The sequence below is a fragment of the Paraburkholderia caffeinilytica genome, assembly GCF_046030355.1.
Taxonomy (GTDB): Bacteria; Pseudomonadota; Gammaproteobacteria; order Burkholderiales; family Burkholderiaceae; genus Paraburkholderia; species Paraburkholderia caffeinilytica_B.
On the sequence record NZ_JAQQCQ010000020.1, the window covers coordinates 1 to 15722 of the forward strand.

The 15722-nt window shown below is 61.6% G+C and carries 22 protein-coding genes; 5 read left to right on the forward strand and 17 right to left on the reverse strand.

Annotated features, from left to right (window positions below; genetic code table 11):
- The first annotated feature begins 112 nt into the window (after positions 1 to 112).
- The 4 genes from PQQ95_RS25945 to bluB are packed head-to-tail and all read left to right on the forward strand — an operon-like array spanning position 113 to position 3289.
- Complete coding sequence (locus PQQ95_RS25945; RefSeq protein ID WP_408442357.1) at positions 113 to 664, forward strand: cobalamin biosynthesis protein; 552 nt, start codon at positions 113 to 115, stop codon at positions 662 to 664.
- Positions 661 to 1263 (forward strand): cob(I)yrinic acid a,c-diamide adenosyltransferase, encoded by a 603-nt coding sequence (gene cobO, locus PQQ95_RS25950; protein ID WP_408442360.1) that lies wholly within the window; start codon positions 661 to 663, stop codon positions 1261 to 1263. The genes PQQ95_RS25945 and cobO overlap by 4 nt, the downstream gene beginning before the upstream one ends.
- Positions 1264 to 1266: 3 nt before the next feature.
- Positions 1267 to 2646 carry a cobyrinic acid a,c-diamide synthase CobB gene (locus PQQ95_RS25955; protein WP_408442362.1) on the forward strand — a complete coding sequence of 460 codons (1380 nt, stop codon included), beginning with the start codon at positions 1267 to 1269 and terminating at the stop codon, positions 2644 to 2646.
- Positions 2630 to 3289, forward strand: a complete 660-nt coding sequence (bluB, locus tag PQQ95_RS25960) for a 5,6-dimethylbenzimidazole synthase (RefSeq protein ID WP_408442365.1) — start codon at positions 2630 to 2632, stop codon at positions 3287 to 3289. Before PQQ95_RS25955 ends, bluB begins: the two co-directional genes overlap by 17 nt.
- A gap of 16 nt (positions 3290 to 3305) precedes the next feature.
- Here bluB and PQQ95_RS25965 read toward each other — a convergent pair whose 3' ends face one another.
- The 4 genes from PQQ95_RS25965 to PQQ95_RS25980 form a co-directional block, all read right to left on the reverse strand.
- A complete protein-coding gene (locus PQQ95_RS25965; RefSeq protein ID WP_408442367.1) occupies positions 3306 to 3920 on the reverse strand; it encodes a DUF4136 domain-containing protein in 615 nt (204 codons plus the stop codon).
- A 34-nt stretch (positions 3921 to 3954) separates the two neighbouring features.
- Positions 3955 to 6477, reverse strand: a complete 2523-nt coding sequence (locus tag PQQ95_RS25970; protein WP_408442370.1) for a CHASE2 domain-containing protein — start codon at positions 6475 to 6477, stop codon at positions 3955 to 3957.
- Between the two features lie 66 nt (positions 6478 to 6543).
- Positions 6544 to 7998, reverse strand: a complete 1455-nt coding sequence (locus PQQ95_RS25975; RefSeq protein WP_408442373.1) for a FecR family protein — start codon at positions 7996 to 7998, stop codon at positions 6544 to 6546.
- Positions 7995 to 8735, reverse strand: coding sequence for a response regulator transcription factor (locus PQQ95_RS25980; RefSeq protein WP_408442375.1), 741 nt, complete (start codon positions 8733 to 8735; stop codon positions 7995 to 7997). Before PQQ95_RS25980 ends, PQQ95_RS25975 begins: the two co-directional genes overlap by 4 nt.
- Before the next feature lie 717 nt (positions 8736 to 9452).
- Between PQQ95_RS25980 and PQQ95_RS25985 the strand changes: the two genes are divergently transcribed.
- Positions 9453 to 10763: a tyrosine-type recombinase/integrase gene (locus tag PQQ95_RS25985; RefSeq protein ID WP_408442378.1), complete on the forward strand. Its 1311-nt coding sequence runs from the start codon at positions 9453 to 9455 to the stop codon at positions 10761 to 10763.
- On the opposite strand, the gene PQQ95_RS25990 is transcribed toward PQQ95_RS25985, so the two are convergent.
- The 13 genes from PQQ95_RS25990 to PQQ95_RS26050 all read right to left on the reverse strand — a co-directional run bounded on the left by PQQ95_RS25990 (position 10720) and on the right by PQQ95_RS26050 (position 15714).
- Positions 10720 to 10992: a helix-turn-helix transcriptional regulator gene (locus PQQ95_RS25990; RefSeq protein ID WP_408442380.1), complete on the reverse strand. Its 273-nt coding sequence runs from the start codon at positions 10990 to 10992 to the stop codon at positions 10720 to 10722. The genes PQQ95_RS25985 and PQQ95_RS25990 overlap by 44 nt on opposite strands.
- 24 nt (positions 10993 to 11016) lie before the next feature.
- Positions 11017 to 11256, reverse strand: coding sequence for a hypothetical protein (locus tag PQQ95_RS25995; RefSeq protein WP_408442383.1), 240 nt, complete (start codon positions 11254 to 11256; stop codon positions 11017 to 11019).
- The gene (locus PQQ95_RS26000; RefSeq protein ID WP_408442385.1) at positions 11256 to 11861 is read right to left on the reverse strand and encodes a hypothetical protein; all 606 of its coding nucleotides are present in this window, start codon (positions 11859 to 11861) and stop codon (positions 11256 to 11258) included. Before PQQ95_RS26000 ends, PQQ95_RS25995 begins: the two co-directional genes overlap by 1 nt.
- A complete protein-coding gene (locus tag PQQ95_RS26005; protein ID WP_408442387.1) occupies positions 11858 to 11992 on the reverse strand; it encodes a hypothetical protein in 135 nt (44 codons plus the stop codon). The genes PQQ95_RS26000 and PQQ95_RS26005 overlap by 4 nt, the downstream gene beginning before the upstream one ends.
- 175 nt (positions 11993 to 12167) lie before the next feature.
- Positions 12168 to 12464, reverse strand: a complete 297-nt coding sequence (locus PQQ95_RS26010) for a hypothetical protein (protein WP_408442390.1) — start codon at positions 12462 to 12464, stop codon at positions 12168 to 12170.
- Positions 12465 to 12740, reverse strand: a complete 276-nt coding sequence (locus PQQ95_RS26015) for an ASCH domain-containing protein (RefSeq protein WP_408442393.1) — start codon at positions 12738 to 12740, stop codon at positions 12465 to 12467.
- Entirely contained in the window at positions 12737 to 12970 is a 234-nt protein-coding gene (locus tag PQQ95_RS26020) for a hypothetical protein (RefSeq protein WP_408442396.1), read from the reverse strand. The genes PQQ95_RS26015 and PQQ95_RS26020 overlap by 4 nt, the downstream gene beginning before the upstream one ends.
- Positions 12967 to 13227: a phiTE_015 family protein gene (locus tag PQQ95_RS26025; RefSeq protein WP_408442398.1), complete on the reverse strand. Its 261-nt coding sequence runs from the start codon at positions 13225 to 13227 to the stop codon at positions 12967 to 12969. Before PQQ95_RS26025 ends, PQQ95_RS26020 begins: the two co-directional genes overlap by 4 nt.
- Positions 13224 to 13889, reverse strand: coding sequence for a hypothetical protein (locus PQQ95_RS26030; RefSeq protein WP_408442401.1), 666 nt, complete (start codon positions 13887 to 13889; stop codon positions 13224 to 13226). Before PQQ95_RS26030 ends, PQQ95_RS26025 begins: the two co-directional genes overlap by 4 nt.
- Positions 13889 to 14167: a hypothetical protein gene (locus PQQ95_RS26035; RefSeq protein ID WP_408442404.1), complete on the reverse strand. Its 279-nt coding sequence runs from the start codon at positions 14165 to 14167 to the stop codon at positions 13889 to 13891. Before PQQ95_RS26035 ends, PQQ95_RS26030 begins: the two co-directional genes overlap by 1 nt.
- Positions 14160 to 14720 (reverse strand): HNH endonuclease, encoded by a 561-nt coding sequence (locus tag PQQ95_RS26040; protein ID WP_408442406.1) that lies wholly within the window; start codon positions 14718 to 14720, stop codon positions 14160 to 14162. Before PQQ95_RS26040 ends, PQQ95_RS26035 begins: the two co-directional genes overlap by 8 nt.
- The gene (locus PQQ95_RS26045; RefSeq protein ID WP_408442409.1) at positions 14717 to 15211 is read right to left on the reverse strand and encodes a DUF1643 domain-containing protein; all 495 of its coding nucleotides are present in this window, start codon (positions 15209 to 15211) and stop codon (positions 14717 to 14719) included. The genes PQQ95_RS26040 and PQQ95_RS26045 overlap by 4 nt, the downstream gene beginning before the upstream one ends.
- 2 nt (positions 15212 to 15213) lie before the next feature.
- Positions 15214 to 15714: a class I SAM-dependent methyltransferase gene (locus tag PQQ95_RS26050; RefSeq protein WP_408442412.1), complete on the reverse strand. Its 501-nt coding sequence runs from the start codon at positions 15712 to 15714 to the stop codon at positions 15214 to 15216.
- Positions 15715 to 15722: the final 8 nt, after the last annotated feature.

The following is a 15722-nucleotide window of genomic DNA, read 5'->3' on the forward strand; positions in this document are numbered from 1 at the left end:
CGGGTGCGGGTGCGGGTGCGGGTGCGGGTGCGGGTGCGGGTGCGGGTGCGGGTGCGGTAAACATGGTGGACTCGGCCGGAACATCTAACGCTTCAGACACGGCTGACGCGAAATGAAAACCCTGACCGTCGGCCTCGGTTGTCGCTTGCACAGCTCGGCTGAGCAGATCGAAGCAGCTGTGCGCAGCATACTCGGCTCGTATTCGTTCGATGAAATCCGCACGATTGCCTCGGTCGACATCAAAGCCCACGAAGCGGGCTTGCTCGAATTCTGCACACGTCATGCGTTGCCGCTGAAGCTGTTCAGCCGCGAGCAGATCGCCGCGCTATCCGTGGACGATCCGTCGGATGCCGCACGCGAGCATCTCGGCGTAGACGGCGTCTGCGAGCCGTGTGCCTTGCTCGCCGCATCGGCCGAATCAGATGCGGCCGCTGCACCTGGCGTGGCCCCTGCGCCGGCGTTTGCCTCAGCTGCCTCAGTTACGTCAACCGCATCGGCTACCCCAATCGCCTCACCTGCGTCGATTACCCCCAATACCTCCAACGCACGCCTACTCGTGCGCAAAACCCGCCACGGCGGCATCACGGTGGCGATAGCCTCGACCACCGCCCGCCCCACCCGCGAACAGACTAGCAACGACACTCAAGAACAGGACCTTCCATGAAGACCGATCCCGAATCGCATCAGCGCATGACCGAACGCCGGCGCGAGGGCCACGAAAAAAAGCAGGCCAGCGCCACCGTCGAAAAAGGTCTGCTGATCGTCAACACCGGCACCGGCAAGGGCAAAACCACGGCTGCATTCGGCATGGCCGTGCGCGTGCTTGGGCACGGCATGCGCCTCGGCGTCGTGCAATTCATCAAGGGCGCACTGCATACGTCGGAGCGCGACTTTCTCGGTGCGATCGCCAATTGCGACTTCGTCACGATGGGCGACGGCTACACCTGGAACACGCAGAATCGCGAGGCCGACATCGCCACCGCGCGCAAGGGCTGGGACGAAGCGCGCCGCATGATCGAGAGCGGCGACTATCAGATGGTGATCCTCGACGAACTGAACACGGTGCTGAAGTACGAGTATCTGCCGCTCGACGAAGTGCTGGCCGTACTGAATGCGCGCGCCGACATGCTGCATGTGGTGGTGACCGGCCGTCACGCGCCGGACGCGCTGATCGACGCCGCCGACCTCGTCACCGAAATGCGCATCGTCAAGCACCCGTATCGCGAGCAAGGCGTCAAAGCACAGCGCGGCGTGGAGTTCTGATCGATGTCCGTGCCCCCCAAGGCGACGTCCTTCGAGGCGGCCCCCAATCTCTCCGCGGGACTTCCTTCGGAGCCGGGCAGCGCGTGCGGAACGTGCCCCGCCCTGTTCATCAGCGCGCCCGCGTCGGGTCAAGGCAAGACCACGATTACCGCGGGTCTCGCGCGCTACCATCGGCGGCTGGGCCGACGCGTGCGCGTATTCAAGACGGGTCCCGACTTTCTCGACCCGATGATCCTGGCGCGCGCCAGCGGCGCGCCGGTCCTGTCGCTCGATCTGTGGATGGTGGGCGAATCGGCGTGTCGAAACCTGCTCGCGCAGGCGGCGGCCGAAGCGGATCTGATCCTGATCGAAGGCGTGATGGGCCTGTTCGACGGCACGCCGAGCAGCGCCGATCTGGCAACCACATTCGGCGTGCCGGTACTCGCCGTGATTTCGGCGAAAGCCATGGCGCAGACCTTCGGCGCGGTCGCCTTCGGTCTCGCGCAATTCAGACCGCAGGTGCCGTTTTACGGTGTGCTCGCCAATCGCGTCGGCTCGCCAAGGCATGCGCAAATGCTCGAAGAAGCGTTACCGCCGACCCTGCGCTGGTGCGGGCACATCACGGGTAACGACGACATCGAGTTGCCCGATCGCCATCTCGGCTTGCATCAGGCCGCGGAGATCGACGATCTGGACACGCGCCTGGATCGCGCCGCCGACGCGCTCGCACAAACCGCGCTGGCCGATTTGCCGCCGCCGGTCGAATTCGGCACGCCGACAAACGAAGCACCGTCACGTCTTCTCGACGGCAAGCGCATCGCCATTGCGCGCGATGCCGCGTTCTCGTTCATCTATCCGGCTAACGTCACACTGCTGGAAACACTCGGCGCGCACATCGACTATTTCTCTCCACTCGCCGACGAAGCATTGCCGGAGCACGCCGACGCCCTGTACCTGCCAGGCGGCTATCCCGAGCTGCATGCGGCATTGCTCGCAAACAACCTTCGCAGTGCCGCAACGATCCGCGCGCACGCCACAGCAGGTAAACCGGTCGTCGCCGAATGCGGTGGCATGCTCTACCTGCTCGAAACGTTGACCGACACGCGCGGCATGACGACGCCGATGCTCGGCCTGCTGCCCGGCCATGCAACAATGCAGGCGCGCTTCACCGCGCTCGGCATGCAACAGATCGACAGCCTGCATGGCCCAATGACCGGTCATACATTTCACTACTCGAAACTGACGACGCCGCTCGCACCGCTGCGTTCAGCCACCCGGCCACATAGCGATGTCCCCGGCGAGGCCGTGTTCCGCGCCGGCTCGATCGTGGCAACTTACATGCATGCTTATTGGCCCTCCAACCCGGCCTTGACGGCCGCCCTGTTCCATGGCGAAGCCTTTTAACGATTCCGAGCGCGAAGCCGTCTACCGCGCAATTTATGAACGGCGCGACATGCGCCATTTCGTGCGCGAACCGGTCGACCCTGTCGTGTTGCAACGTCTGCTCGACGCGGCGCACCACGCGCCCAGCGTCGGCTTCATGCAGCCGTGGCGGATTGCGCGCATCACCGACCCGGCTTTACGCACGGCGCTGCACGCGGCCGTCGAAAGCGAACGCCTCGCCACCGCCGACGCCCTCGGCAAGCGTCGCGAAGCATTCATGAAGCTGAAAGTGGAAGGCATGCTGGACTGCGGCGAACTGCTGGTGATGGCGCTGATGGACGGCCGCGAGCGGCACATCTTCGGACGCCGCACCTTGCCGGAGATGGACCTGGCTTCCGTGGCGTGCGCGATCCAGAACATGTGGCTGGCCGCGCGCGCGGAAGGTCTGGGAATGGGCTGGGTGTCGCTATTCGACGTCGATACGGTCCGTACGTTGCTGCATATGCCCGAGGGCGCACGGCCGGTGGCGATCCTGTGTCTTGGTCACGTCGATCAGTTCTACAGCGAACCGATGCTGGAAACCGAACGCTGGGCGAGCCGTATGCCGCTCGCCGAATGCGTGTTCGAAAACCGCTGGCCGGAAGGCGACCAGACGCCGGAATAACGCGAGCACGGGTTTCTTACTGCTGCGGCTGAAGAGGCTGAACGGGTTTAAGCGAAACCACGTTGGGCACGCCGCCCGCCTGATCGGTCCGCAGTTTCACACGCCAATCGGGCGGTGCATCGAACGGAAATTTTGCCAGCGCACTTTTCACGAGCACGGGCATCGCGTGCAGTGGGTCGGCATCGCGATCGCTGCTGGCTGCGCTCACTTTGTAAACTTCGCGTCCGCTCGACTGCTCGAAAAACCGCAGCGTCAACGCGTGCTGATAAGCACGTCCGCCGAAAAGCGAAAACGGCGGTTCGGGCGAGCGTTCGCACGCACCTGGCGCGCAATCGTCCTTCGCGCCGACACCGACCGCTGCCGGCCGCGTGTCATACGCAATCGACAATAAATAGTGCGCGGACTTGCCCGCCGAATCGGTGAAGCCGTTCTTTGCCAGCTCATCGCGCAGCATGGTTTCAAATTGCGGATGATCCGCGCTGGCATCCTGCGACGGCAGGCGCGCAATCGTGTAGGTGCGCTCGCCCTGCAACATGGCCGAGGGATTCGCCGTGTGCACGTCGGCGTTCAAACCCGTGCATCCGGTCAGACTCGCCGCGGCCAGCGCGGCACAGATCAATATTGCTTTCACCGGCTTCTCGCTTCGATAAGGTGAGTGTTCAAAGTCATGAGCGTGGGGTTACAGACACATCGGCTTGCGTTTCATCGAGTGCCGGCAGGGAAATCGTAAACGCCGTGCCTTCGCCAGGCGCGCTGACCACCTCGACATCGCCGCCATGGCGCGTGACGACGGTCTTGACGAACGCCATACCCAATCCCGCACCGCCCACTTCCGGCCGCTCCGTCTCGTGAAAGCGCCGGAAGCGTTCGAACAGACCGGCCTGCTGCTCCTTGGGAATGCCGTAGCCTTCGTCGCGAATCGTGCACGATACCCGCTTTGCCGCGCCAGGCGCGTCTGGCTGTGCGCGGCCGGCTGGCGCGCCGGGCCCGCCGAGGTTCGTCAGGCTGCAGGTGATCCGCGTGTCCGGCGGACTGTACTTGACCGCATTGTTCAGAATGTTGACGAGCGCGCGCGTCATCAGTGAGCGGTCGGCGCAAATCCAGTGGCCCTCGTCGGCATCGGCGCCCCCGTCCGTATCGGTTTGCAGGGTGATGCGTTTGGCGTGGGCCTGCGGCCAGACTTCGTCGCTGGCGTCGATCATCAGTTCGGTCATGCTCACCGGTTCGAGCACATAGGCTTGCGATTCGGCGCGCGCGAGTTGCACGAAATCGTCGGCGAGCGTCAGCGCCCGCTGCGCATAACGTTCGATGCGTTCCAGCAAGCCACGTGCCAGTCCCGGCTCGCTACGCGCCCGCTCGATCTCCACCAGCGCCAGAATCGAAGCCTGCGGCGAGCGCATATCGTGCGACAGCAGCCGCAACGCGTCTTCCCGTTGGCGCTCGGCCGCATGCAAGGCCGATACGTCGACGAGACCGGCGATCCAGCCCGTCGTCTCACCTTGCTCGTTCGTGCAATTCGCATAGCGCAACAGATAGTCGCGCTCGTGAGCGTCGCGCACCTCGACGCCTTGCGCCATCAGCACGGCGAACTCGTCGCGCGCGGGATCGAGGAGCGCAGGCCAATGGGCATGCGCGAGCAGATTGTTTTCCGCGTCCGACGCTGCGCCGCTGTCGATAGTCTTGACCAGGGTCAGCCCGCCCAGCACCGCGCGCATCGGCAGGCCTTCCGGCAGGGGTGCGCCAAGGCGCGCGAAATGCGCCTTGGCCGCATGATTCGCGATCAGCACGATGCCTTCCACATCGCTCACCAGGATCGGCTCGGGCATGCTGTCGAGACTGTCCCACACGAAGCGCTTCATGTCCTGCACGCGCTGCGCGGCCTGCGCCATCAGCGCCATATGCTGCTCCAGCACGTCGCCGCCGAACTCGCGGCGGCGCTGCGGCGTTTCCGGCAGGAGGTGAGGCTCGTCGGCGAGGCGCTGCAGCTCTTCGCGCAGATAGGCCATCGTCATTTCGAGGCGCCGCCAGTTCCAGATCGGATACACCACGATCAAACCGGCGATCGCCGGCACCGGCGACATCCATAGCCGCGCGCCGTACAGCAGGGCTGCGCTGCCGAAGGTAGCCAGCGCGCCCAATGCGACGGTCAGCAGCAACGAGCGGCGCGGCGACAGCACCAGAAAGCCGGCGAGCAGCGCGGCAAGCGGCAACAGCGACACCATGAACAGCACCCAGGGCTCAGCGGGCTCGAGCTCGCGACCGGTCAGCAGCGTATCGAGCACGTTCGCGTGGATGTAGACGCCGGGCAGCGGCCCCAGCTCGCCGGACACCGGTGTCGCAAAGCGGTCGTACAAACCGGACGCGGTCACGCCAATCAGCACGATGCGCCCGCGCAGCTGGTCCGCGGGGACCTCGCCCGCCAGCACACTCGCGAAGCTCAGCTTCGCGTAGTTCTGCGCATTCGGACCGAAGGGAATCAGGAAGCGGCCCTCGCCCTCGTCATGATCATCGGATTGGGCCGCCGCCTCGCTAGAAGAGGGCCGACGCGGCCGCTCGTTCAGTTGCAGCGCGCCACGCTCCACGGCCTGGGCGACCGGCACCATCAATTGCGGCCAGCGCGAATTCGCATCGCCCTCGAACCGCGCGACGCTACGCACGATGCCGTCGCTGTCGACTTCAAGGTTGATATGTCCAAGACCGGCCGCGGCATGCGCGAGCGGCGCCACCGGTTCGACCGCGACGCGTTGGCCGGCGCTATCCGGCGCCGTCAGCAGCATCGGCAGATAAGTGGGACTCAGCGCGATCGCGCGCGCGAGCTCGGCGTCTTCCGGATTGGCTTCGGTAAACAGCACGTCGTAGATCACCGCTGCGGGCTTCGCCTTCGCGATCTGTTCGAGCAGTCTGGCATGAACGCTGCGCGGCCACGGCCAGCGGCCAAGCTGCGCAACGCTGGCGTTGTCGATTTCGAGCACCACGATATCGTGCAGCAACGGTTGCGCGCGCAGCCCCAGAAACCGGTCGTAGACCAGATGATCGACGCCGGCGGTCAGCCGGCCGAGCGAGCCAAGCAGAATCACCACAATGCCCAGGCAGCCGATCGCCACCCATTCGAGCAGGAAGCGGCGGCCGGCGCGCCGCCCGAGGCGAGCACGCGGGTCGAGGCTCAGACGCGTGTGTGTGGTCGGCAAGACGTGTCGTGGTTGAGGGCTAAGGAACGGGTCGGTTGTCGACCCGGCCCCGTGAATCTACCAGCGTCAGCGTGCAAGCGTAAACGAGCGGACCGTGCTGCTCTTCTCATAGAAGCGGCCGTTTTCGAACTGCTCGGCGACGATCGTCCAATAGTAGACGCCGCCCGGCAGATCGCTCACCACGATCTGGCCGCCTGTCAGATCTGTTTTGTCGACGAGCGGATGGCGCAGGTCGGCGGTCGTGGCCAGCACGAAGCGAAAGCGTGTCTCGACCGTGGAGCGGCTGACGAACCAGCGGAACTCGTAATCGCGGCTGCCGGCGCGCGGCCCCGCCGAGGCAGCCAGCCCAAGCTGGCGCCGCTCGAAACCGTAGACCTGGGGCAGGCCTTCGAGCCCATTCGCGTCGATCGCAGCGATACGAACGAAATAGGTGCCGTCGGCCAGATCGCCGAAGTCAGCATGCGGCGCGTTCACGCGTAGATCGCGAATCAGGTCGAGCTGATCGGCATCGCGCGCAATCTGCACGCGATAGGCCACGGCGTGCTCGGCGGGGACGAGGTCGAAAGCGACCGCTTTGCCGTCCTGCACTTTTGCCGGCTCGGTAAGCGACGGCGCAGCCAGCAATTCCACCGGACCGCCGATCGCCCCGCCCGCCCGCGTGACGCTGCCAAAACGCGCCTTGACGAGTTGCGCGGACGCTTGCAGCGGCACGCCGGGCAGTGGCGCGGAGGCATGGCCAGCGACGGCGGCCGGGTCGACGCCGACCGCGCCGTCCAGCACTTCCACCGCCGTGGTTTGTGCGTCGCCGTCGTAAGCGACCTTGAAGCGCGTACCGCGCACGCCCGCTACGACCGATGGCGAGCGGATCTGGAAGCGGTCGTCCTTTTTGGTGGCATGCGTGACCTGGCTCTCGACTTCACCGTGTTGCAGATTGAGCACGCGATCGCCCGCGCCGGTCAGCACGGTGCGTCGCAGCCTGCCGATATCGAGCACGCCGTCCTGCGACACGGTGACGTGCGAGCCGTCCGGCAACTCGAGCGTGACAAAGCCGTTATGGCCCGTGCGGATGCGATCGCCCTCGCCGAGCGTCGTGCCCGCCGTGAGTGGCGTATAAGGATTTTTGCCGAAAGCGTGTTCTGCCGGACCGCTCGTCGCGATCACTCGCGCCGACTCAGGGTCCTGCCTGAGCCGGTCGGCCGGCAGACGCAGCGTGATCCCGGCTGGCATGCGGCGCGGCGCGGGCACATGATTCAGGCGGCTCAACATGGCCCAATCGCCGGAGTCGCGCAGATAGCGGCCGGCGATTTCGTACAACGTGTCGCCGTCATGGGTCACGTAGGACACATAGACTGGCGCGGTTGTTCTGGTACGTGGCTTCGGTGCGCGCGACGATTGCGCATCCGCGGACATGGGTGCGAAGCAGGTCATTGCGATCAGGCCGGCCAGCGCCAGTATCGCCCCGGCGCGGCGGCCCGGTGAACTCGCGCAGCCGGGCGCTACCGCATCGAAAGCAACCGTCACGCGTCCCCCGCTTCGGGGCGTTGTTCAGCGGCCACCATGGGCGACGCGCCGGATTCGATCCGCTCGAGCCGATACCCATAGCCGTAGATTGGCGTCAGCCGGTAGCCGTGCTCCGGACGCAAGCCAAGCTTGCTGCGCAGCATCGACACGTGGGTGTCCATCGTGCGCGAAGGAATATCTGTCGCCTGTTTCCAGATCACGTCGAGAATGTGCGCGCGCGACAGCGGCCGGCTCAGATGCTGGAACAGCAGCAACGCGAGTTCGAACTCTTTCTGCGTCACGGCGACGGTCGCGCCGCGCACCACGACGTGCTTCGCGCCCAGATCGAATTCGAATTCACCGAATACTTCTTTCGCGGCGGCCGGCTTCAGGTGATACGCCCGGCGCAGCAAGGAGCCGACACGCGCGAGCAGGACCGCCGCGGAGACCGGCTTGACGACATAGTCGTCCGCGCCGGTGTTGAGGATCGAGGTGATATCGGTTTCGCGGCCGCGGCTCGTCATGAACAGAACCGGTAAGCGCTCGGAGAGGCTTTCGCGCACCCAGCGCAGCACCTCTTCGCCCGACATGTCAGGTACGTTCCAGTCGAGCACGAGAAGGTCGAAGGTCTGGCGCCGCAGTTGCCGCACCAGCTCGCGGCCCGCACCGTAAGCGTGACAAACGTGCCCGGCCGCCGACAGCGTTTGGCAAACAAGATCGGCTTGAGCCGAATCGTCATCCAGGACTGCAATTCTCATAAAACCCCGCAATGCGACATCGTCCTTCGTAATGGGTGGCCGGTGAGCCGGCAGATGGCCGGATTGGCGGTGCTGGCACCGCCAATCCGGCTTTCTGGTTTCATCTTCGGCTGCACTCTTTTTCGACTAGTGGTCCCTTGCCTTGCGCCCTGTTCAGCTTTGCTGCCGCACTGTCTCGAAATTAGCGCGTATTTTGGCTTTGTCGCGCTGATTACCGAGGGGGCAGATCATCATAATCGAAAACGGCCATGCTCTTTTCCCGGATGCGATTAAACGCCCATCCGAGGCGGCTCCGCCATTGCGAGCCGTTCCATGGGATTTTCTCCCAAGATCTCTCAGGCTCTGCCCGGTATTGAAATCGACCTCAATGGGTCGTTCTTCGGGTCAGTTGGTCTCGCCCGCACAGTAATTGGCCCCGTCTACCTTTTGTCCTATCGGGCCATGTCTCCCGCATTCGGAAAACAGCGATTTGACAATTTGCGAGTCAGTATAGGAACGGTCTCAAAATAAATCCTTTAAGAAATGTTAAACGCGTTTTCGGGCTTACTTGCATCCGAGTGCTCACACACACAGAAACCATTAAAAACTTCGTTTACTCAAGGAGTTGGGACGCGCTAGATTTGGGTCGAACATAGTTTTGTCGTGTGTTGCTGTATTGCAAAACTTCGGCGGCGGCGTAACATCTGCGGCGTAGTTTAAAAAAACCGACGCCGCCACATGACCAAGTTCGACGCCAAGCGGGCCAAGCAACTCCAGCCAGACGAGCATATCGCATTCGATGACTTCCCTGGACTTCGCCTGGAAGCCACCAAAACACGGCGCACATGGACGTATCGCTACAAGTCTCCGATCGACGGAAACATGCGCCAGATCAAACTGGGTAGTTGGCCCACAATGCCTCTGCCAGCGGCGATCGCGCTATGGGAGCAAAGACGGAGCGCGCGCGACGCAGGAGAAGACCCGGCGCTCGCCAAACGCAAGGCCCGGCAAGGAGTGCTGGCGTCAGATTCAAAAACGTCGCTCCTGCCCGGCTCATACCTCGTCAAGCATCTGGTCGCTGATTACCTGTCTGGCCACGTCGAGCATAATGCTAGTCAACGTGTTCAGACAAATACCAAATACGCACTCGGCGATCCTATCAAACCGATTATCTCAATGACGCCCGAGGCGGTTACGCGCCAGATCGCTTTCAAGTTGCTTGAGGGGCTCCGTGATCGCCCGACCTATGCGAACAGGATCAAAACTGAATTAGCCGCCGCATGGGATTATGGTTTGGATGCCGGGCGTATCAAGGAGAACACGCCGAACTGGTGGCGCCAGATCATGCGGGGGAAATTGCGCAGTAAGGGCAAAACCCGCAATGGCGAGCGCATTACCGATAAGCGCGTCCTGACGGATATTGAGATTTCAGTTCTGGTTCCCTGGCTGCCAGTACTGGAATCGGACGTTAGCGACGTCGCTCAACTCTACCTATGGACTGGGCAACGCGGAAACGAGATCGTCGCCATCCGCGGTAATGAGTTGACCGAGGAAAAGGATGGTCTCTGGTGGACGATCCCGAAGGCCAAGACCAAAAATGCCCGGGTCGAGCGAGCCACGGCCCACCGCGTGCCGCTCGTTGGGCGCGCAGAGCAGATAATCAGACAGCGATGGTCACGCCATGGAGCGGGCTACCTCTTCCCCTATGTAGCGGCGAAAACCGGGCGCAAGACGACTAAGGCGAAGCGTCATATTACGCAGGCCGCCATCGGTCAGGTCATAGCCCGATGTCAACCGTATTGGGTGCGCAAGAATCGCCTTGTCACCGATCCGCCAATTCCGGTCACTGGCTGGACACCCCACGATTTGCGACGCACTGCACGCACGATGTTGGGGTCCATGGGGTGTGCAAATGAAATAGCCGAGGAAATTATCGGCCACATCAAGGCTGGCATTGTTGGGATATACAACCTGTACGAGTACGACGCAGAGAAACGTGAATGGCTCACGAAACTGGCTGCGCGTCTTGAGTCGATCGTTGCCGTCTGACGCCAGTATTCTCCGGAGGCAATAGGTCTGCGACTGGACGCTTGTCGGCCCACTCCTGGACCTCGCGAGCCAACCAGCCGACGCGCCGGCCAGAGAGTAGGCGCGGCTCCGGGAACGTGCCTTCACGGACCATCTTTTGTACGGTCGTCGGCGATAGGGAAAGTGCCTCGGCAACTTCCTTGAGGGAGAAGCAGATTTTCATTCTTTTTCCTTTGTCCAATGCCTGCATGCCGGCGACCGAAACAAAATGTCGCTACCCATGTGGAACTCCTTTGCGTTGTTCGTATTCAGACCAGGCGCGAATGGCAGCATCGGCAGTCGGCTCGTCAAAGCCCTTTTCGAGTAGACAGCGCTTCAGCGCTTCGATCTTGCGAATGCCTTGAAAGCGAGCCATATTGACTGCCGACCGAAGCGCCTCCAACACCTTCTCGTCCATTTCTGGCTCCCAATCTGCCGCTGTGACGGCTAAGATGCGTTGCGTTGCGGCTTCCATCAGGCTCCAAGTTCCTTCTCGGCTTGCACCAAAGCAGCATTAAGAGCGGTCATCGCATCATGCGTGCCGCCCTTGTCTGGATGAGCCGAACTGGCAAGGCGCCGATACGCCGCCCTGACAATGTCCATGTTGCGTTCGCCAGGATAAAGGCCAAGCACTTCACGCCATGTCTTTTGCGCATCTGGCGCAGGAAGCGCCGTGAAACCAGTGAAGGCAGCTTCAAGCATGTCGCCAGTGCCCCAGCGGGCGATTCCGCGCAACGCTTCGATGGTCTTCGCGATAGCCTGCATGTTGTGCTCGATCTTCAGCCAACGATCGCAGGCAAACGACATTTGCCGTTTCTTGTATGTGAAATAGACGGCAACACCTGGATCGTCTGGTGCTCTCTGGTTCGCCAACGGCAATCCATCACGACGTAGGCTGACATTCGTGCTAATCACGATATTTGGGTCTCTGGCGTAACGGCCGCCGCACAGCAACGTCACTTCCGCAATGATGTTGTCGCGCGCTCGCGCAAACGAGACGTCGAACTTGCCATGTTCGCGAGCGTATCTGCCAGTTCGATTTCGGCCTGTTGGCCACTGTAATGGGTAAGCTTCGTTCACGCCTTCACCTCTGCTTCCGTAATCTCCTCCAACATTTCCAGCGCCCAGCGCAACGTGCTTTCAGTTCGCGGGCCGGAGGCATGCTCGATGCACCAGCGGAGTTCGGCTTTCAGTTGGTCTAGGTCTTTCATCCCTCACACCCCATCTGATAGTTGCCGCCGCACTTCGGTGAACAGAATTGCAGTACACGCGTCCGCACGTATGTCCTGCGCGTGACAGGATCGCGGCTACGGTCAATGATCTTCTGGTTGTGGACTGTCGTCATCGGTTGACCACAATATGGGCACTTCTTTTCGGGTTGGTCGGTCATTTTGAATCCTCGAACATATCGATAGTCTTGTCGTCGCGCTCGGGCTCGGGCTCGACCGGCCCGATAAACTTGGCGCGGTCAGCCCATCTTTGTTCGAGTTCGTTGGCATGCTTAGATGGCTCGTACGGCCATGCAATCACTACGGCTTCGATTGTCGGGGCGGATGGGCCAAACTTCTGCGCCATTTCGATGAAATAAGGATTCAGCTTCTCAGCCAATACTTCAGCCTCGCGCTTGCTCGGCGCTGCAATAATGTCGTCCGGGCCTTGGACGTGGACGGCGTAGAGAGTCATTTATGCTCCCACATAAATAGCAAACACCCTCACCGGCTCAGGCCCGAAGTGCGGATGCTGGATTGTTCGTTCGACGTAGCCACGCCACGGCTTGATGATTCGGCGCTCGTGGTCGTCGTGTTTCGGGTAACCGAGTGTCAGGACGATCTGACCGTAGCGCCGACCGCGAAGGCGCTTCGCCCAATACGGCGTGCAGAGCCGGTATTCCTCGACCTTCTCGCCGCGTTTGATGGCTTCGAAATATTCGCGCTTGAGCGGGAGAATAAGGTCGGTCACGTTTTCCCCAAGGTATGCCGCGCCCGACTCTTGGCCCATGCCTCAAACTCGGTCGGGTCGTCCCATGCAACGGTGTCGGCGTTGGCGATGTTGCGGAGTTCCTGTTCGAGGTCGGCGATTCGGGCGTTTGCGGCTTCGATGGCATCGGCGGCTTCGGTGCAACGATTTGCGAGATAGATGGCGTCTCCATCGCCTGCCGCGGAGCGCAATCGCTTAATCAGGTCACTCATGCTTTGTCTCCATCGGCAAGGGCGCGGATAACGGCGGCACATTCGGTCGCAGCAGCAGAATAAAACACCGTTCCCCTCCATTTCAGATCACGCACTGCCTCACAAGCGACCGCCGCTTCCTCCAGCGCCGCGCGGCGGGATGCTTGCCACGACTTCCGTGCGACATCGCACATTGAATTGACGAATCGAACGCCGTGCGACTCACTAATCAGCCCTTCGCTAGTCGCCCACACCTCAAACTGATCTCGATCGCTCATTCTGTCTCTCCGCTTGCTGGCTGCGCGGCGGTCATGGCGGCGTCAATTGCGTTGTCGGCCGCTGCTCCGATAAATCGGCCAAGACCATTTACCAGATTGCCGCCAGCTATCCAAAACGCCTCTGGCGTTAGTTTTCGGTCCTGCCTAAGCCACCGATACCGTGCTGCGTCGCGCGCGTCTTCAGCCAGCGCCCGCGTCTGCTCCACTGGTTGCGCGGCTGGAAATGCCTTGCGAGCATCACCGATCAATTTAACAACACGGTCCCTCATCCAGTAGGCGTCGTGGTCATAGGAGGGATCGCCGTGGTAACGACACGAAACTGCCGTCACCTCAGTTTCCAGCCAATCAAGAACGTTTTCCGACTGTTTCGTCTGCTCCACTGGTTGCGGGGATGCGGCGCGGGCTTGCCAAGCCTCCCATGCATGCTGAACAACGGGCTGCATGTATCTACCGTCAGAGCGCGCCTTGATGCTGCCAGAGTGGTAAAAGTTGTACCAATGACGCTCGAACGCCACCCGCTCATCGTCCAGCGCCACGGCAGAGGGGATGGTCGTTTTCTCGTTAAGCAATGCGCGAAGCCTCTCAATCTCGTCGGCTGCCTTGTTCATCATCAACCCATCGAACATGCGCAGCGTGGGCACAATATCGTGATTCGAGTCCATTACTTCTCTCCTAGGCCGATCGGGCACGGTGTAACAGGACACTTCGGGCAGTAGCGAAACGGCGCTGCGTGGGGACAACCGTCGTCCAGCACCACGGCAGTCGGAGAGGGCTGCGGGGCGGCGTAGACGATGCGGAAGCGCTGATCGACGGACAGAACACCATTCTTGCGGTCGTCCCAATCCGCTTTCGATGTATCGCGCCAGACACCCTCGCCGTAATACTGGTACTGATAGATCGGCTCTGCCGATTGCGCTGGTGCGGCAGTGTCCTTATCCATACTTCACCTCAACGTTTGATTGGTTCTCGCAGAAAAACTCTCCATGTAACTCTTTGGCGGCTTTCTCATATGCCTGCCGGGCCTGCTCTCGATCCTTAAACCGTCCCAGTGTCCGGTTACGTCCGTTGACGTGAATCTGCGCGCGCCACACATGATTGATCTTGTCCCAGTGGACACCCTTGAGGCCCGACGTGTTCGTGTTTCCGATGCGAGCGTTCCGATTGTTCTCGGCAACCGTGCAAATCCGAAGATTCGATCGCCGGTTGTCTAGGCGAACGCCGCTTCTGTGATCAACGCGTCGCGGGTCGCCGTTGCGTAGGCCCATAATCAGCCTATGCATGCGAACGTTGAAGCGCTTTCCGTCTATGTAGATAGATGCTTGCGCATAGCCTTTTTCGTTAAGCCGCCAAGTGTGCTGCGAAACTAGCTCATAGTCGGAGGCATCAACGATTGCGACTTCGCCGCCAGATAGAATGATCGTCCTCGAATGGTCAAGCTGTTCATCTGTCAGTTGCATATTCGCCCTCACTTCGAGCCTGGTGGGTTGGGTCATGGGGTCAATTCCATGAGTTGGGTGTCATAGCCGAGCATCAGCGGATGCTTTGGGTCGCCGCTGGCGGTCAGCCCGAAGTGCTTCACAGGCTTGCCGCTTGTCCGCAACATGGCGAGTACCATGTCGAATTCGTTATGCAGATGTCGCGGAGCCTTGGAGCGGTTTCCCCAACACGGGACCAATACGTCAGCTTCTGCGATGATCTGCCCGATGTGGTTCAGGTTCTCGTGCCATTGCGATGTCGTGATCAACACGTCGGCGAGCTTCTTGACGTCGGTTGCCCGGTAAGCCGACACGTTGCCAACAATGAAACGCCGCCCTCCCCAGCGCTTGACGAACCCAATCCACTTGCGCACGGTCGCATCGTCTATCGAGGCGTCAGCGGTGCTGGGATTCACGCCGAAGAATGCATATGTCGGTCCGCCCGTGAACATCACATTGCGTTCGAGACGAAAGCGGAATTTGCCGCAGGGGCTGATGATGGCGCTCATGTCTACTCCCTATAGTTCGATTGCTTCATGAAGCAGATCCAGTGCGTATCGGAGCGCTTTCCCGACTTGTGGCCGAACAGCGGCGCGCACTCGGTCAGCGACAGAATCTCGCTTACCTTGATCTGCGTTTCGTTCCACTTGAAGATCAGCACGCCATGCGGTTCGAGCACCCGGAAGCATTCGGCAAACCCTTTGCGAATGTCCTCCCGCCAGTCGGCGCCGAGCTTTCCATATTTGGCTGCGAGCCAGCTTCGCGGACCAGCGCGCACTAGATGCGGCGGATCGAACACGACGAGCTTGAACGAGTCCTCCGGATACGGAAGGTCGCGGAAGTCCATGAGGACGTCGGGATCGATGTTGAGCGTCCGCGTGCCCGCCGGATCGTGCGAACGATCGGTGACGACGATCGACTCGGATCGCGCATCGCCAAATACCGCACTCGGATGATTCGCATCAAACCAGAACATTCGACTGCCGCAGCACGGGTCGAGAATTGTTTTCATGTGAGGTC

Bases quoted from the DNA above. Each gene is read 5' to 3' on its own strand.
- PQQ95_RS26030 (WP_408442401.1), bottom strand. From the start codon at position 13,889: ATGGACTCGAATCACGATATTGTGCCCACGCTGCGCATGTTCGATGGG.
- PQQ95_RS26035 (WP_408442404.1), bottom strand. From the start codon at position 14,167: ATGGATAAGGACACTGCCGCACCAGCGCAATCGGCAGAGCCGATCTAT.
- PQQ95_RS26050 (WP_408442412.1), bottom strand. From the start codon at position 15,714: ATGAAAACAATTCTCGACCCGTGCTGCGGCAGTCGAATGTTCTGGTTT.
- PQQ95_RS25980 (WP_408442375.1), bottom strand. From the start codon at position 8,735: ATGAGAATTGCAGTCCTGGATGACGATTCGGCTCAAGCCGATCTTGTT.
- PQQ95_RS26005 (WP_408442387.1), bottom strand. From the start codon at position 11,992: ATGAAAGACCTAGACCAACTGAAAGCCGAACTCCGCTGGTGCATCGAG.
- PQQ95_RS25990 (WP_408442380.1), bottom strand. From the start codon at position 10,992: ATGCAGGCATTGGACAAAGGAAAAAGAATGAAAATCTGCTTCTCCCTC.
- bluB (WP_408442365.1), top strand. From the start codon at position 2,630: ATGGCGAAGCCTTTTAACGATTCCGAGCGCGAAGCCGTCTACCGCGCA.
- PQQ95_RS25955 (WP_408442362.1), top strand. From the start codon at position 1,267: ATGTCCGTGCCCCCCAAGGCGACGTCCTTCGAGGCGGCCCCCAATCTC.
- PQQ95_RS25945 (WP_408442357.1), top strand. From the start codon at position 113: ATGAAAACCCTGACCGTCGGCCTCGGTTGTCGCTTGCACAGCTCGGCT.
- PQQ95_RS26020 (WP_408442396.1), bottom strand. From the start codon at position 12,970: ATGAGTGACCTGATTAAGCGATTGCGCTCCGCGGCAGGCGATGGAGAC.
- PQQ95_RS25985 (WP_408442378.1), top strand. From the start codon at position 9,453: ATGACCAAGTTCGACGCCAAGCGGGCCAAGCAACTCCAGCCAGACGAG.
- PQQ95_RS26045 (WP_408442409.1), bottom strand. From the start codon at position 15,211: ATGAGCGCCATCATCAGCCCCTGCGGCAAATTCCGCTTTCGTCTCGAA.
- cobO (WP_408442360.1), top strand. From the start codon at position 661: ATGAAGACCGATCCCGAATCGCATCAGCGCATGACCGAACGCCGGCGC.
- PQQ95_RS25995 (WP_408442383.1), bottom strand. From the start codon at position 11,256: ATGGAAGCCGCAACGCAACGCATCTTAGCCGTCACAGCGGCAGATTGG.
- PQQ95_RS26040 (WP_408442406.1), bottom strand. From the start codon at position 14,720: ATGACCCAACCCACCAGGCTCGAAGTGAGGGCGAATATGCAACTGACA.
- PQQ95_RS26010 (WP_408442390.1), bottom strand. From the start codon at position 12,464: ATGACTCTCTACGCCGTCCACGTCCAAGGCCCGGACGACATTATTGCA.
- PQQ95_RS26025 (WP_408442398.1), bottom strand. From the start codon at position 13,227: ATGAGCGATCGAGATCAGTTTGAGGTGTGGGCGACTAGCGAAGGGCTG.